Raw genomic sequence first — 14,971 nt, forward strand, 5'->3', positions numbered from 1 at the left:
TTCTCACCAGTAGAGCGACAGCGCCAGGGCGCCGAACAGGCAGACGAACAGGCTCAGGCGCAGCAGCGCCGGGTGCCAGAAGAAGCGGTAGCCATCATGGCTGGCGATGTACCGGTCCAGGCCCCAGGCCAGGCCCAGGGCGAACAGGAACATCAAGGTCATGGTGGGCATGTACACGCCATGGAAGGCGATTTCACGGGGCATGGTTTCACGGAGCATCGTGCAGTCCTTTCGCCGGTGCCAACGGCGACTGTGGGTCGAGCAGGGAAGATCGGATGAAGTGCAGGTAGCTTTGCGCGCGGCGCAGCACCGAAGTGTCGAAGTGGCGGGCGAAGGGCTCGTCGGTGGCCTGCACGCGGGCGATGGCGTGGTCCACCGCCACCAGCGCGCGTTCGTGGTTGCTGGCGCTGGGCTGCAGGAACAGCCGGGCCAGGGCACGGCCCATCACGCGGATCGCCTGGCGCCAGGGCTGCGACTCGGCGTAGGCCGGGTGCACCGGCGCGCGGGCCTGCTCCTTGCGCAGCTCGATGATGGCATGGCCGATTTCCAGCACGGTGAACATCCAGCCCATCAACTGGCTCTGTACCTGCGGCTTGCCGGCTGCCAGGCCATAGGCCTGGTGCAGCAGGTCACGGGTGCGGCTTTCGAAGGCTGAACCCAGGCCGCGCAGGCGCCCGCTGATGGCGAACAGCACCTGCTCGCGCAGTTCCTGCTCCAGGCGGCTCCACAGCCAGCGGCTGTTGGGCGGCAGGATGATCGCCCCGGCAGCGGCACAGACGAACATGCCGATGACCATGCCGATGTAGTCGTTGATGAAGGTGTACGGGTCATACACGGTGAGGTTGTTCGGCACCGAGCCGATGGCGAAGAACACCAGCAGGCCGATGCCGTAGCCGGCATACGCCGGCCGAGACGAAAGGAACGCGCCCAGCACGAACACCGGCGCCAGGACCATGCAAAGCAGTGGGAAACCGTCGATCCAGGGGAACACGAAGAAGGTTTCGAAGAAGCCGACGAAGGCACCAATCGCCGTGCCGCAGGCCATCTGGAACGACATGCGCTTGGGGTTCGGCGAGGCCGCCGACAGGCCCACGGTGACGGTGGCGATCAGGGTCATCATGGCGCCGCTGGGCCAGTCGCTGAACAGCCAGTAGCTGCCCAGCAACAACAGCACCGCCGAGGCGCGCACACCGGCGGCCAACGATACCAGCCAGCTGGTCTGCGCCACGTAGGGCTCATCCCACTGCTCGCGTTCGTGCCGGTGCGCTGCCAGCGAGGCATGGGTTTCGGCATAACTGTACATCTCGTCGACGAAGCGGTAGAGCAGCTCGAAGGCAGTATGGAAGTCGAGCAGGTCGGACTCGCTCGGCTCGGTTGCCAGGTACTCGGCGCGCAAGCCGCGCACCTGTGCCTGCAAGCCTTCCTTGTAGGCGGCCAGCTCCAGGGTCAGGCGCAGCGCATCGGCGTCGGTCAGCGCCCGGCCCACGTAAGGCTGCAACAGCTCCACCAGGGTGTTCAGGCCTGGCTCGATGGCGCCGACGATCTGCAGCGGGCCGCGGGCGCGAAGGCGTTCCAGCAATCGGTGCAGGGCATTGAAGCGCGTGGTGATGGCCATGAACTCGCTGTTCATGCGCACCAGGCGACCAGAGCGCCGGCGCATGTGCGGGTCTTCGAAGGCGGTGACGTTGCGCAGGCTCTCGAGGCCCACTGCTTCAGCGACGAAGCGCACGTTGCTGCTCTCGAAGCGGTCCCGCTGGCTTTCGCCGCGCAGGGCCTCGACCACCACTCCCGCGAAAACGCCAAAGCGCTGGTACAGGGCGTTGCGCATGGCGGCACTGGCCGACTGCGGCAGGATCGCGGCGCTGACGAAGGTCGACACCAGAATGCCCAGGGCGATTTCCAGCACCCGCCATACCGCCGCCATGAACGCCTGGTCAGGGTGTTCCAGCACCGGCAGGCCGATCATCGCCGCGGTGTAACCGGCCAGCACGAAGCCATAGGCGCGGAACGTGCGGTAGCGCATGGCACCGGCCGAGCACAGGCCTACCCACAGGGCCAGGCTGGGCAGGAACAGCTCGGTGTTCTGCGGGAATATGGCGATCAGCGCCACCATCATCGCCGAGCCGGCCAGGGTGCCGAGCACCCGGTAGAAGCTCTTGGCGAACACATGCCCGCTTTGCGGCTGCATGACGATGAACACGGTGATCATCGCCGTGCGCGGTTGTGGCAACTCCAGGCGCATGGCCAGCCACAGGGTGATGAACGCAGCGGCCAGCACCTTGAAGATGTACACCCAGGTCACCCCGTCGGTGCGCGCCCAGGCAAAGAAGCCCCGGCGCCATTCCAGGCTCTGCAGCCAGCGCACGGGCAAACTGGAAGTGCTCATTCGGCGTTATCCGGCTTCTTGTCGAGAATGGCCAGGGTGGCCGGGGTTTTCGGTGCGGCCTGGCGCTCCTCTTTCGGCACATCCTGACCAGCCTGCAAGCCACCGCCCAGGGCGGTGACCAGCTCGGCATGGGCAATCAGGCGGGCAGCCTGCACCTGCTGTTGCACCTGCTGCTGGCGGAACAGCAAGGTCTGGGCGTTGAGCACGTTGAGGTAGTCGGTAAGGCCACGCTGGAAGGCGACCATGGCGATGTCGTAGGTTTTCTGCGCGGCCGCGACCGACTCGGCGGCGAAGTGCGACTGCTCCTTCATCGACTCACGGCGAATCAGCTGGTCGGAGATGTTCTTCAGCGCACCGACCACGGTCTGGTTGTAGCGCGCCACGGCCACGTCATAGCCCGCCGAGGCCACGCCCAGCTGCGAGCGCAGGCGGCCACCGTCGAAGATCGGCAGGCTGATGGCCGGGCCGACGTTGTAGTTGAACTTGCGCCCGGTGAGGAATTCCAGCGGGCCACCACCGGTTGCCATGAAGCCAAGGCTGCCGACCAGGTCGACGTTGGGGAAGAAGCCGGCGTGGGCGACATCGATGCCCCGCGCCTGGGCGGCCACCTGCCAACGGCTGGCGACCACGTCGGGGCGCTGGCCGACCAGTTCGGCCGGCAGGTTCGACGGCAGCTTCAGCGGCGCGGCCAGGGCCAGGCTCGGGCGCTGCAACTGCGCGCCCTCCCCAGGGCCCTTGCCGGCCAGGGCGGCCAGCTGGTTGCGGGCCAGGGCAATTTCTTCGTCCAGGCTGTCGAGCTGGCGGTGGGTTTCCGGCAACGGCGCTTCGGCCTGGCTGACTTCGAAGTGAGTGCCGATGCCGGCATCCAGGCGGCGCTTGGCCAGGGCCAGGATCTGCTCCTGCTGTTCCAGCTCAGCCTTGACGATATCGCGCTGGGCGAAGTGCAGGCTCAGCTGGATGTAGGCGCGCACCACGTTGTTCTGCAGCTCCAGCTGCGCCTGGCGGGCTTCGGCCACGCTCATGTGCGCCTGGTCCACGGCCTGCTCGCTGGCGTTGCGTTCGCGGCCCCACAGGTCGAGTGCATAGCTGAAGCCAATGGCGGCGTTGTTGTCCCAGGTATTGGCGCCGGATAGCGCGCCCGGGCCATAGAACTGGTCTTCAGGCCAGTTGTGGCGCTTGAGCGTGGCCTGGCCGTTGGCCTGGAGCTTTTCCGCCGATTCGACCACGCCGGCCATGGCCTTGGCTTCGCGTACCCGCGCAGCAGCCATGGCCAAGCTCGGGCTGCCGGCCACGGCCAGGGCAACCCAGCGGTCCAGCTGTGGGTCGCCATAGGCGTGCCACCACTGCTGGTCGGGCCAGTGGGCGTCGGTCGCGGCTTCGCGTATGGCCGCGTCGGTGGTCAGGGTATTGGCTTGCAGCGTCTTGCTTTGCGGGGCAATGCCCCAGGTTCCGATACAGCCGCTCAAGGTGAGGGCAAGGGCACAGGCACTGAACGCATTGAGCGTTCTGATGATGCGACGCGGCACAGCTGCGATTTCCCGAGGAAGAGGTGAAGGGGCCGGGCAATTCTAGGGGGCTCCAGCACTGGCGATAAGCGTGGATTCCTGCGAATCTTTGTTACCAAAACAGCGATAATCCGCCTTTGGTCGAAGGCAACTTTTCATCTCTTTTACGTTACTTCGTGACACAATTTTGTCCTCTACATCGAGAGTGACCCATGGACACCCTGCAAAACATGCGTGCTTTCAGTTGCGTAGCCCAACTCGGCAGCTTTACCGCTGCCGCCGGGCAACTGGATACAACCACCGCGAACGTGTCGCGGGCGGTATCCAACCTGGAAGCCCATCTGCAAACAAGGCTGCTCAACCGTACAACCCGCCGCATTGCGCTGACCGAAGCCGGCAAGCGCTACCTGATGCGTTGCGAACAGATTCTTACCTATGTCGAAGAAGCCGAAGCCGAGGCCAGCGACGCCCATGCCCGCCCGGCCGGGCAGTTGAAGGTGCACTCGATGACCGGGGTCGGTCAGCACTTCGTGGTCGACGCCATCGCCCGCTACCGCGAATCGCACCCGGACGTGACCTTCGACCTGACCATGGCCAACCGCGTGCCCGACCTGCTCGACGAGGGCTATGACGTGTCCATCGTGCTGGCCACCGAACTGCCCGACTCGGGGTTCGTGTCCCAGCGCCTGGGCATTACCTACAGCATCGTCTGCGCCTCGCCCGCCTACATCGCCCGCCACGGCGTTGCGCACAAGCCTGCCGACCTACTCAAGCACGCCTGCCTGCGCATGGTCAGCCCGGTGATCCCGTTGGAGAAATGGCTGTTCGACGGGCCGGAAGGCCAGGAGATGGTCAACATCACCAGCTCGCCGTTCATGGTCAATACTGCCGATGCCATGAAGACCGCCATCCGCAGCGGCATGGGCGTGGGCGTGCTGCCAATCTATTCGGCCATCGACGGCCTGCGCGATGGCAGCCTGGTACGGGTGCTGCCCGAGTACCGGCTGCAGGAGCTGAACCTGTACGCCATCTACCCGTCGCGGCAGTACCTGGATGCCAAGATCAAGACCTGGGTGGAGTACCTGCGCAACTCGCTGCCGGAGATTCTGGCAGCCCATGAGGCAGACCTGAAAACCCATCAGGTGATGATTGCCAACTAAAAAGCTGCTGCATTGCGGGGGCGGACAATGGTAGGTTGCTAACCATTGTTTCCAGCGCCAGGCCCCTGGGAGGGCTCCGCCCTCCATTCGCAGCACAAGGCTGCTCCTACAGAAGGCCCAGCGCCTGTCCTTGTAGGAGCAGCCTTGTGCTGCGAATGACCGCATCGCGGTCAACTGCCCGGTATTTCCCTAGCCTTGCAGAGAAGAAGTTGCCGATGAAAAAGACCGTCCTGGCCTTCAGCCGTATCACCCCGGCCATGGCCGAACGCCTGCAGCAAGACTTCAACGTGATCGTGCCGACCCCCAAGCTCGGCGACATCAATGCCCAGTTCAATGAAGCCCTGCCCGAGGCCCATGGCCTGATCGGCGTTGGCCGCAAGCTCGGCCGGGCGCAACTCGAAGGGGCGGCCAGGCTGGAGGTGGTATCCAGCGTGTCGGTCGGTTACGACAACTACGACCTGGACTACTTCAACGAACGCGGCATCGCCCTGACCAACACCCCAGACGTGCTGACCGAAAGCACCGCCGACCTGGGCTTCTCGCTGATCATGGGCTGCGCCCGCCGCACCGCCGAGCTGGATGCCTGGACCAAGGCCGGCAACTGGCAAGCTACCGTAGGCCCGGCCCACTTCGGCAGCGATGTGCACGGCAAGACCCTGGGTATCGTCGGCATGGGCAACATCGGTGCTGCCATTGCCCGTCGCGGCCGGTTCGGTTTCAACATGCCGGTCATCTATTCCGGCAACAGCCGCAAGACCGCGCTGGAGCAAGAGCTGGGCGCGCAGTTCCGCAGCCTGGAGCAACTGCTGGCCGAAGCCGACTTCGTCTGCATCGTTGTGCCGTTGTCCGATGCCACCCGCAAGTTGATCGGTGCGCGTGAGTTGCAACAGATGAAGCCGAGCGCGTTCCTGATCAACATCGCCCGCGGGCCGGTGGTGGACGAGGCGGCGCTGATCGAGGCACTGCAGAACGGCACCATTCGCGGTGCGGGCCTGGATGTGTACGAAAAAGAGCCGCTGAGCGACTCGCCGCTGTTCAAGCTGCCCAATGCCCTGACCTTGCCACACGTTGGCTCGGCCACTGCCGAAACCCGCGAGGCCATGGCCAACCGGGCAATCGACAACCTGCGTGCGGCGCTGCTGGGTGAGCGGCCGCGGGATCTGGTAAATCCGCAGGTGTGGAAGGGCTGATTGGCCTCTACTGCCTGCACCGGCTCTATCGCCGGCAAGCCAGCTCCCACAGGTAACCCACAGGCCTGAGCCTTGTGCAGTACCTGTGGGAGCTGGCTTGCCGGCGATAGGGCCAGTGCAGGCAACCCATCACCTATTTGGCCACCACAACACCCTCAGCCACCCTAGCCTTGGGCTTGCGAAACACCAGCACATTCCCCGCCATCACCGCCACCAGCCCCAACAAGGCCGGCGCTGTCCACTGATACCCCTCGGCCACCGCCGACACGTTCAACGCCACCAACGGGAACAGCACCGTGCAGTACGCTGCCCGCTCCGGCCCCATGCGCCCGACCAGGGTCAAGTAGGCGGTAAAGGCGATCACCGAGCCCGGCACCACCAGGTACAGCAACGAGCCGATGTAGCGCACGTTCCACTCCATGCTGAACGGCACGCCGCTGACCACGCAGAACACCGCCAGCATCGCGGCCCCGTAGACCATGCCCCAGGCGTTGGTGGTCATGGGTTTGAGCCCGGCCTTCTGCTGCATGCTCGACAGCATGTTGCCGGCCGAGAAGCACAGCGTGCCGAGCAGGGCCAGGCCAAGGCCGTACAGGGTTTCGCGGCTGGCCGCGTGGTGGGACAGCTCGGGCCAGAACAGCAGGCCCAGGCCAAGTAGCCCCAGGGCGCCGCCGCCGAGCACGTTGCTGGCGATCTTCTGGCCGAAGAAGATCCGCGCGTTGAGCGCATTCCACAGGGTGGCCGTGGAGAACACCACGGCGATCAGGCCGCTGGCAATCCACTGGCTGGCGCTGAGGAAGCAGATGAAGTTGACGCAGAACAGGCACAGGCCCTGGGCCAGACAGATCTGGTGGCCACGCCGGTTCATTGGCTGCAGGCGGCGGGTGAGCAGCAGGAAGGCGAACAGGATCAGCCCGGCCAGGGCGAAGCGGTAGACGATCGAGACCGGAATGGCGACCACACCCAGTTGGAGTTTCAGGGCGATCCAGGTGGTGCCCCAGATCAGGACGGTTAGCAGGTAGAGTGACAGGTTCATGGCGACGGTTCCTTGGGCCTTTCAAGATCGGTGCCCGGCGCTTCGCGGCTAAAGCCGCTCCCACAAGGACCGCGCTGCTCTCGAGGCTGGCGCGGTCCCTGTAGGAGCGGGTTCACCCGCGAATCGAGGGCGCAGCCCTTGCCGAGGCATTTCAGTGTTCTCCTGTCGAACACCCACGCGCTTGCACAAACTTGCGCATTTGTCCCGCGGGTAGCTGTAAGCCTGGCCAAGGCGCAGTAGGATGGCTGGCAAGAGGAACCGCCCATGACGCCACTCACCCAGTTGCAAGTGTTCAACGCCATGCACGCCTCGCCCCACGCCCGGCTGGAGCTGAGCGCGCACCTGGGCGACGGGCTGGCGGCGGCGTTGTGGAGCAACCGCGACGATGCCCGCGACTACCAGGCACCGAGCCATCACACCCTGTCGTGCTACATCGCCGACGGCACCGGCACCTTTCGCCGCCAGCGCCCCGGCGACAAAGGGGCGCCCGACAAGCTGTGCGTGATGCCGGCCGGGCAGGAATCGAACTGGGTGGTCAATGGCGCGATACGCCTGGCGCACCTGTATGTCAGCGAAACGCAATTCGCCCTGGGCTGCGTGCGCCTGCTCGACCGTGAACCGCGTGAGCTGCAACTGCGGGAAGCGACCTTTCTCGACGACCCGCAGCAAGCCAAGCGCTTTCGCCAGCTGATAACCCTGGACTGGGATGAACCTGGCGAACGCTTGCTGGCCAGTAGCCTGGCGCACGAGATCGTCGACCATGCGCTGCTCAACCAGGTCGGGCTGCGCCAGGGCCTGCGCCTGAAAGGCGGGCTGGCACCGAGCCTGCGCCGGCAACTGGTCGACTACATCGAAGCGCACCTGGACCAGCCCATTACCCTGGGTGAACTGGCCTTGCGCTGCAACCTGTCTGAATACCACTTTGCCCGTATGTTCCGCGCCAGTTTCGGGCTGCCGCCGCACCAGTACCTGCTGGCTCGACGGCTGCATCGGGCCTGCCAGCTGTTGCGGCTGGGGGTGATGCCGCTGGGGGAGATTGCCCTGTTGTGCGGGTTTGCCAGTGCCAGCCATTTCAGCAACCGGTTCCGCCAGGCGGTCGGTGCAACGCCAGGCGAATACCGTACGGCCATTCGCGGCTAAAGCCGCTCCCACAGGGATCGCGCCACCCTCAAGGGCAGTGCAGTACCTGTGGGAGCGGCTTTAGCCGCGAAGAGGCCGGTTCAGGCTGGCCTAGAACTCGAAGGTACTGGACAAGCTCACCTGCCGCGCATCACCAATGGCCACAAAGTACTGGTTCACCGCCGAGCTGTAGTAAACCTTGTCGAACAGGTTCTTCACGTTCAGCTGCAGCAGCACCTTGTGCTCGTCGAGCCTGGTCTCGTAGCTGGCAAAGGCATCGGCCACGGTATAGGACGGCAGGTCGAAGGTGTTGGTCGAGTTACCCGCGCGCTCGCCGACATACCTTGCACCGGCACCGAGACGCAAGCGGTCGCCACCGAACAGGCTGCCATAGTCATACACCGCCGACAGCGAACCACTGTGCCGGGCCACGTTCTGCAGGCGGTTGCCCTGCAGGGCCGGGTCCTTGGTCACCTTGGCATCGGTGTAGGCATAGCTGCCAATCAGGCTCCATCGCTCACTCAGCTGGCCAGTCAGGTCCAGCTCAACGCCCCGTGAACCGACCTCCCCGGCATTGCTGTACACCGTTTCACGAGTACTGGTATCAAAGTTGGAAACCAGTACGTTGCGCTTGGTGATATCGAACAACGCCAGAGTGCCTGTCAGGCGGCCCGGCATGTCGAGCTTGGCGCCCAGTTCCCACGATTTGCCCTCCTCCGGCGCCACCGACGAGTCGAGCACTACATTGCCGACCAGCGGCGCGATAGTCGAGTTGGGCTTGAACGACTCGCTATAGCTGCCATAAAACGACAGTTGGTCATCGACCTTGTAGACGATACCTGCATGCGGCCCCCACGCCTGGCCATTGATGTCGGTGTTGGCCTTGAAAGGGCGGCCACGGCCAGCGTACTGGTCGAACTGCTGGAAGCGCGCACCAGCCACCAGGATCCAGTGATCATCCAGGTGCAGCGCGTCCTGCACGAACAACGCGTCGGTGCGCAGCTTGTCGGTCTGGTCGCTGTCACTGGCTTTGACAGTGGTGCCCTCCACTTCCTGCCCGTAGACCGGGTTCATATAGCTGAAGGTGGATTGGGCGGTCTGCCGGATCATGTCACCGCGGAAAATCTTGCGGTCCTCGTGATCGATGCCGAACAGCAGGTCGTTCTGCATCCCGGCCAGTTGCACATTACCGGCCAGGCTCAAGGTGGCGAACTGGTCACGGCTCATGGCGTTGTGGGTGCCGTCGATGCTGCGCGACAGCGTGCCACTTTTTTCATTCACGCCGGTCACCCGCACCTGGCTGGCATCATAGGTTTCGCGGTTGAAGCTGTAGCCGAAGTGCAGCTTCCAGTCATCGGCCAGCTGGTGGTCGACTTCCAGACGGTAAAGGTCGGAGCGCCCTTCCATGTCGTTGAAGGGCTCGTCCAGGCGCCGCGTGGCTGGGATGTCCAGCGGGTGGCCGTTGTTGCCGAACGCCGTGCCACGGTCGAAGGGGTAGAGAAACTCGCGATGCTCGTAGGCCAGCACCACCTGGGTATCCTCGCCCAGCCAGGCCAGCGATGGCGCTACCAGCGACTCACGGTGCACGCCGTAGTTGCGCCAGTAGTCCTCATCTTCGTGGTCGACGATCAGCCGATAGGCGAAGTTGCTGTCGCCCAGTGCGCCGGTACTGTCGAACCCGCCACCGCTGCCGTTCTTGCCGCTGCCGTAGGTAGAACCGCGCACGGTCAGGGCGTTGTACTGCTCGAGTTGCGGGCGCTTGCTGACCACGTTGATGACCCCGCCCGGGTCCTGGATGCCGTACAGCAGCGAGGCCGGGCCCTTGAGCACTTCGACCCGCTCGGTGCTGGCGTTGAGGCTGCGGCCCTGCACGATGGGCATGCCATCGCGCATGATCGAGCCGTCGCGGTTGTCGCCGAAGCCGCGCTTCATCACGGTATCGGAGGTGCCACCGAAATTGTTGCCCTGGGTGATGCCGCTGACATTGGCCAGAGCGTCATCAAGGTTGCGTGGGGCCTGGTCACGGATGACTTGGGCCGGTACCACATTGATGGCCTGGGGGATGTCCTGGCTCGGGCCCTGCCCGCGCATGATCGAGGCGGTAGCGGGGGGCTGATAGCTGTAGTCGTCCAGTTGCGAGGTCACGGTGATGGCCTGCAGGTTGAGGGCGCCGGAAGTGTCCACCGCTTCGAGGGTGAGGGTGCGCGAATCGACGCGGCGCCAGGCCAGCCCGGTAGTGCCCAGCAGCTGTTGCAGGGCCTGTTCGGCGCTGAACCTGCCGTTCAATGCCGGCGCCTGCACACCTGGCAGTTCCAGGGTGTAGACCACGCTCTGGCCGGTGGTGCGGCTGAAGGCGCTGAGTGCCTGGGCAAGGGGTTGCGCCGGCTGCGCGAAGGTATACGCCTGCTGCTGCTCGGCGGCACAGGCCAGGGGGGCGACAGCGAATGCCGGGAGCGCGGAAAGGCCGAGCCAGAGAGGGACGCAACGCGGGGTGAACTTCATGGACGCTGACCTGTGAGAGGGATATGACTGCGAATGAATCGCACTTCCACTCATTACACGGATGCCACGTCCTGTTACCTCACCCGCTATCTGAAAATTTTTTTGCCTGTGCGGGCCTCTTCGCGGGTGAACCCGCTCCCACAGGTACTGCACAGGATTTGAAACTTGCGCCCTTCCTGTGGGAGCGGGTTCACCCGCGAAGAGGCCCGCACAGGCGACTACCGGATCAGGGTCAACCGCCCCAGCAAAGTCTGCCGCGAAAAGCCCATCACCTTGCCCAGCGAATCCAGCGCCAGCAACGGCTCGGCCACGGGGAAACTGCCACTGACCTTGCGCTGCCCCAACTCATCATCGAGCAACAGGATGCGCCCCGGGTAATAGCGCCCCAGGTCTTCGACCACCTGCGCCAGCGGCACCTGGTAGTAATTCAGCCAGCCCTGGCGCCAGGCCAGGCGGTTGTCACTATCCACTGCCAGGGTGTCGCCGACTTGGCCGGCAGCATAGGCCACCTGCTGGTTGGCCGTCAGTTCACGCGCTGCTGCGCCCGGCGCCGGGCTCACCGCCACCCGCCCGCTGCTCACAGTGACCTGGGCTCCCTCGTCCTGCTCGCGCACTTCGAACTGGGTGCCAAGCACGCGCACCTCGCCACCGGCAGCTTCCACTACGAACGGCGTGCCGGTATGCGTGACCTGGAAAAACGCCGCGCCATGCAACAACCGCACGCGACGCTCGCCCTGCACAAAATCGACTGCAATCGCGCTCCCCGCATCCAGCGTCACCTGCGACTGGTCGGCCAAGGTCACCTGGCGAACTTGACCAGCACTGCTGTAGTCGGCCTGCAGGTCCTGCAGCCACAGGGCCGGGTGCCAACCACCGGCAACGCCCACGGCCAGTACCAGGCACGCAGCCACCGCCAGCGCCGCGGCCCGCTGCCGCCAGGGGTGCCTGGCCGGTGGCGTGGCAATCGCATCCAGGTAACGTTGCAGGCTTGCCTGTTCTTCAGCGGCCAGGCGCGCCGCCGGGGCGGCGCTGTTCTGCCACAGCGCCTGGGCCTGGGCGTAGGCCTCACGGTGCCCAGGTTCGGCCAGCAGCCAGCGCTTGAACGCCGCGCCCTCGGCTTGCGCAGGCTGCTCGTTGATGCGGCTGAGCCATTGAAGTGCAGCCCGGGACTGCGCCTCGGTGATCGGCGGTAAACGGCTCATCGACGGGCACTCCCTGGCCGGCGTGGGGTGGACGCGGGCTCGGCAACACTCGCCTTGCACGCTTCGAGGGCGCGCATCATATGCTTTTCCACAGCACTCTGGGACAGTTGCATGGCCTTGGCGATCTCGCCGTACTTGCAGCCGTGGATACGGTTGAGCAGGAAGATCTGCCGGGTGCGCTCGGGCAAGGCGCGCAAGGCAGCGTCGATGCGCTGCAAGTCGTGATCGACCTCCACGGCCTGTTCCGGGGCCTGGGCCATGGCCGCTTCATCCAGCGGCAACACAGCTTCGGCTGCGCGCTCGCGGCTGCCTTCGCTGCGCAGGTGGTCGATGGCGAGGTTCCCGGCGCAACGCAGCAGGTAGGTATCCAGCGCCTCGACCTTGACCTCAGGGCGACGCCAGAAGCGCAGGAACAGCTCCTGAACCAGGTCCGATGCCGTCGCCCGGCAGCCGACCCGACGGCTCACCAGGGCCTCCATGCGTGCCCGCTGGGCCTGGAACACCTGGACGAAGCGCGCACGCCCACCGCCGCTTTCGGCATCCGCCTCGATCATGTCGCCCGGCTCGCTCACCTGGTCACTCGACGAACACGGCCAGCAACGGCCCCAGCACCACGCTGGCGGCGGCCAGGCCCAGCAACAGGCGGGGCTGGTATGGCAGGCCGAACACCCACAGGGTCACCCCGGCCATCATCACTGCGGTCCATTCCACCAAGCCATGGGCCCAGCCCCGCAGGTGCACGCTGAGCACCAGCGAAAGCACCAGCAACAGCCAACCGGCACAGCGCAACAGGCGCAACTGCCCGGGGCGCGGCTTGCGCCCGAGCAGGTCGACGAAGTGCTTCTCCATGGCCAGGCACAGGGCAACGAAGCCGGCGTAAGCGATCAGTGCATTACCCAGCATCAGCTCGCCTCCGCCGTCTCAGTGCTTGGCTTCCTTGCCGCACGAGGGGCCCGCATGGCCACAGCCTTCGGGCTGTGCAACATCTTGCCGGCCAACCAGGCCAGGAACAGGCCGGTGCACAGCGCTGTCAGGTCGAAACCAGCCATGGCCCAGTCACCCGCATGTAGCGAATGGTTCAGGCCCTGGCCGGTGGTCAGGCCGTTAAGCAGTGGCAGCAAGGCGAAGGCCAGCGCGCCCAGTGCCAGTTGCTCGCCCCATGCCCGTCGCCCACTGCGCAACACCGCATGCACCAGCGACAGGCCCCAGACGGTGAAGAAGGCGTTGACCTCCCAGTCGGCCCGGCCTTCGACGCCCATCGGGATCAGGCGGTTGGCCCAGAAGAAGCCCGCCACGGCCAGCAACAGGCCGCTCATGCTGGCGATATTGAGCACCTCGACCAGGCGCAGTTCGCCCGGCAGGCGTTCGCTCCTGGCATGCTTGAGCTGACGCTTGCCCAGCCACATCACCAGCCCGGTGCCGATTACCGCGGTACCGGCCACGCCAAAGAAGAAGTACAGCCAGCGCAGCCAGGGCCCGGCGAAATTGCCCATGTGCAGGCCGGCAAAGCTGAAGGCGGTCATCATTGCCCCGCTCTCCGGCTTGCCCTGGCTCAACAGCACACCGCTGGCGCCGTCGAAGGTCCAGTTGGCGCTACGCCGGTAAGCCACGTGGTCGGCAGCCGATTGCGTGAAGGTAACGCGGGCATTGCTGTCGCCGGCATTTTCCACCTGGATACGGCCGATACGCGCGCCCGGTTGCAGGTCCTGCACCTTGGCGTACAGGCTCGGCAACGGTACCAGCGGCGCGGCCACATGGGCCGCCTTGGGCGCATCGTTACGGCCGAACAGGTCGTTGAAGTACTTGCCGGTGTCATTGCCGTAGCTGGCCATGATGCCTGCCGGCATCACCATGTACATGAACAGCACCAGGCTGCTGTAGCTGATCATCAGGTGGAACGGCAGCACCAGCACGCCAATGGCGTTGTGCCCGTCCAGCCAGGAGCGCTGGCCCTTGCCTGGGCGGAAAGTGAAGAACTCCTTGAAGATTTTCTTATGGGTGATGATGCCGGTGACCAGCCCCAACAGCATGATGAAGGCGCACAACGTCGATAGCCATCGGCCGAAAGGGTGTGGCATCTGCAACTGGAAGTGGAAGCGGTAGAAGAACTCGCCACCGCGACTGTCGCGTGCCGCCACCGGCTGCCCGGTCTGGGTATCAAGGGTCTTGGTGACGAAACCGCGTGGCCCGCCATTTGGGTCGCGATAACCCACGCTCAAGGCGGCCTCGCGTGCGTTGGGCATACGAATCAGCCAGGTGCCCGAATGCCCTGCATTGTCCTGCAGATAACGCTGGGCCACCTCCAGGCTATGGCTCGGGTCCAGCGCATGGCTTCGTACTTCTGGTTGCGTCCAGTGCGTGATTTCTTCCTTGAAATACGACAGCGTGCCAGTGAGGAAGATGGCGAACAAAAGCCAGCCGAAGATCAGGCCGGTCCAGGTGTGCAGCCAGGCCATGGCCTGGCGGAAGCCTTCTTTCATGGGGTTTTCATCCAGTAAGCCAACCCGCTGATCACCCCCAGCAGCACGCTTGGCGCCAGTACGCCCAGCCAGGCGCGCAAAGCGCTGCGGCAGGCAAAGCACCAGATGAACGCCAGCAAGTAGAAAACGAATGACAGCAGCAGGCCGGTGAGCGTGGCATCGACCCGTGGCAGCGGCGCTACCAGTGAAATGCAGACGCTGGCCACGGACGCCAGCAGGTAGCCACCCAGCAGCGCGGCAAGGCTGCGTGACGTCACGGCCAGGCGATAGCTGAGCGAGAGACCGGCGGTTTTGCGCGTCATGGCGATGGTCCGGGCGTTTTCGGGGCTGCAATAATAATGATTTCAATTCTCATAAGCAAAGGCCATGCGATGAGCCGCCTGCTGCCTTG

Annotated in this window: 13 protein-coding genes; 3 read left to right on the forward strand and 10 right to left on the reverse strand. The window is 64.9% G+C overall.

What is annotated here, in order from left to right; all coding sequences use genetic code 11:
• Positions 1–3 precede the first annotated feature (3 nt).
• Genes M1D87_RS22115 through M1D87_RS22125 form a run of 3 tightly spaced genes read right to left on the reverse strand, consistent with a single transcriptional unit; the run spans position 4 to position 3,912 of the window.
• Complete coding sequence (locus M1D87_RS22115; RefSeq protein WP_003257154.1) at positions 4–204, reverse strand: DUF1656 domain-containing protein; 201 nt, start codon at positions 202–204, stop codon at positions 4–6.
• A gap of 4 nt (positions 205–208) precedes the next feature.
• Positions 209–2,386, reverse strand: a complete 2,178-nt coding sequence (locus M1D87_RS22120; RefSeq protein ID WP_123084228.1) for an FUSC family protein — start codon at positions 2,384–2,386, stop codon at positions 209–211.
• Entirely contained in the window at positions 2,383–3,912 is a 1,530-nt protein-coding gene (locus M1D87_RS22125; protein ID WP_039613028.1) for an efflux transporter outer membrane subunit, read from the reverse strand. Before M1D87_RS22125 ends, M1D87_RS22120 begins: the two co-directional genes overlap by 4 nt.
• A gap of 191 nt (positions 3,913–4,103) precedes the next feature.
• On the opposite strand from M1D87_RS22125, the gene M1D87_RS22130 reads away from it, so the two are divergent.
• Together M1D87_RS22130 and M1D87_RS22135 are read left to right on the forward strand one after the other, a co-directional pair.
• Positions 4,104–5,051, forward strand: coding sequence for a LysR family transcriptional regulator (locus tag M1D87_RS22130; protein ID WP_013974172.1), 948 nt, complete (start codon positions 4,104–4,106; stop codon positions 5,049–5,051).
• A gap of 215 nt (positions 5,052–5,266) precedes the next feature.
• On the forward strand, positions 5,267–6,241 hold the full coding sequence (locus M1D87_RS22135) for a 2-hydroxyacid dehydrogenase (RefSeq protein ID WP_123084227.1): 975 nt from the start codon (positions 5,267–5,269) through the stop codon (positions 6,239–6,241).
• A gap of 133 nt (positions 6,242–6,374) precedes the next feature.
• Here M1D87_RS22135 and M1D87_RS22140 read toward each other — a convergent pair whose 3' ends face one another.
• Complete coding sequence (locus M1D87_RS22140; protein WP_123084226.1) at positions 6,375–7,277, reverse strand: DMT family transporter; 903 nt, start codon at positions 7,275–7,277, stop codon at positions 6,375–6,377.
• 264 nt (positions 7,278–7,541) lie between these two features.
• Here M1D87_RS22140 and M1D87_RS22145 point away from each other — a divergent pair, with 264 nt between their 5' ends.
• Positions 7,542–8,417 (forward strand): helix-turn-helix transcriptional regulator, encoded by an 876-nt coding sequence (locus M1D87_RS22145; RefSeq protein ID WP_123084225.1) that lies wholly within the window; start codon positions 7,542–7,544, stop codon positions 8,415–8,417.
• Between the two features lie 90 nt (positions 8,418–8,507).
• Here M1D87_RS22145 and M1D87_RS22150 read toward each other — a convergent pair whose 3' ends face one another.
• From M1D87_RS22150 to M1D87_RS22175, 6 genes are all read right to left on the reverse strand, one after another.
• Positions 8,508–10,898, reverse strand: coding sequence for a TonB-dependent siderophore receptor (locus M1D87_RS22150; protein ID WP_421091590.1), 2,391 nt, complete (start codon positions 10,896–10,898; stop codon positions 8,508–8,510).
• A 218-nt stretch (positions 10,899–11,116) separates the two neighbouring features.
• The gene (locus M1D87_RS22155; RefSeq protein WP_123084223.1) at positions 11,117–12,100 is read right to left on the reverse strand and encodes a FecR family protein; all 984 of its coding nucleotides are present in this window, start codon (positions 12,098–12,100) and stop codon (positions 11,117–11,119) included.
• Positions 12,097–12,654 (reverse strand): RNA polymerase sigma factor, encoded by a 558-nt coding sequence (locus tag M1D87_RS22160; RefSeq protein WP_015271766.1) that lies wholly within the window; start codon positions 12,652–12,654, stop codon positions 12,097–12,099. Before M1D87_RS22160 ends, M1D87_RS22155 begins: the two co-directional genes overlap by 4 nt.
• A 22-nt stretch (positions 12,655–12,676) precedes the next feature.
• On the reverse strand, positions 12,677–13,003 hold the full coding sequence (locus tag M1D87_RS22165) for a DUF3325 domain-containing protein (RefSeq protein ID WP_123084222.1): 327 nt from the start codon (positions 13,001–13,003) through the stop codon (positions 12,677–12,679).
• Positions 13,003–14,580 carry a PepSY-associated TM helix domain-containing protein gene (locus M1D87_RS22170; protein ID WP_123084221.1) on the reverse strand — a complete coding sequence of 526 codons (1,578 nt, stop codon included), beginning with the start codon at positions 14,578–14,580 and terminating at the stop codon, positions 13,003–13,005. The genes M1D87_RS22165 and M1D87_RS22170 overlap by 1 nt, the downstream gene beginning before the upstream one ends.
• Positions 14,577–14,882, reverse strand: a complete 306-nt coding sequence (locus M1D87_RS22175; RefSeq protein ID WP_013974181.1) for a DUF3649 domain-containing protein — start codon at positions 14,880–14,882, stop codon at positions 14,577–14,579. The genes M1D87_RS22170 and M1D87_RS22175 overlap by 4 nt, the downstream gene beginning before the upstream one ends.
• Positions 14,883–14,971 lie beyond the last annotated feature (89 nt).

Source organism: Pseudomonas sp. SA233 (genome assembly GCF_054792385.1).

Coding starts and splice junctions, on each gene's coding strand:
- M1D87_RS22155 (WP_123084223.1), bottom strand. CDS start 12,100: ATGAGCCGTTTACCGCCGATCACCGAGGCGCAGTCCCGGGCTGCACTT.
- M1D87_RS22150 (WP_421091590.1), bottom strand. CDS start 10,898: ATGAAGTTCACCCCGCGTTGCGTCCCTCTCTGGCTCGGCCTTTCCGCG.
- M1D87_RS22140 (WP_123084226.1), bottom strand. CDS start 7,277: ATGAACCTGTCACTCTACCTGCTAACCGTCCTGATCTGGGGCACCACC.
- M1D87_RS22120 (WP_123084228.1), bottom strand. CDS start 2,386: ATGAGCACTTCCAGTTTGCCCGTGCGCTGGCTGCAGAGCCTGGAATGG.
- M1D87_RS22145 (WP_123084225.1), top strand. CDS start 7,542: ATGACGCCACTCACCCAGTTGCAAGTGTTCAACGCCATGCACGCCTCG.
- M1D87_RS22135 (WP_123084227.1), top strand. CDS start 5,267: ATGAAAAAGACCGTCCTGGCCTTCAGCCGTATCACCCCGGCCATGGCC.
- M1D87_RS22160 (WP_015271766.1), bottom strand. CDS start 12,654: ATGATCGAGGCGGATGCCGAAAGCGGCGGTGGGCGTGCGCGCTTCGTC.
- M1D87_RS22170 (WP_123084221.1), bottom strand. CDS start 14,580: ATGAAAGAAGGCTTCCGCCAGGCCATGGCCTGGCTGCACACCTGGACC.
- M1D87_RS22165 (WP_123084222.1), bottom strand. CDS start 13,003: ATGCTGGGTAATGCACTGATCGCTTACGCCGGCTTCGTTGCCCTGTGC.
- M1D87_RS22115 (WP_003257154.1), bottom strand. CDS start 204: ATGCCCCGTGAAATCGCCTTCCATGGCGTGTACATGCCCACCATGACC.
- M1D87_RS22175 (WP_013974181.1), bottom strand. CDS start 14,882: ATGACGCGCAAAACCGCCGGTCTCTCGCTCAGCTATCGCCTGGCCGTG.
- M1D87_RS22130 (WP_013974172.1), top strand. CDS start 4,104: ATGGACACCCTGCAAAACATGCGTGCTTTCAGTTGCGTAGCCCAACTC.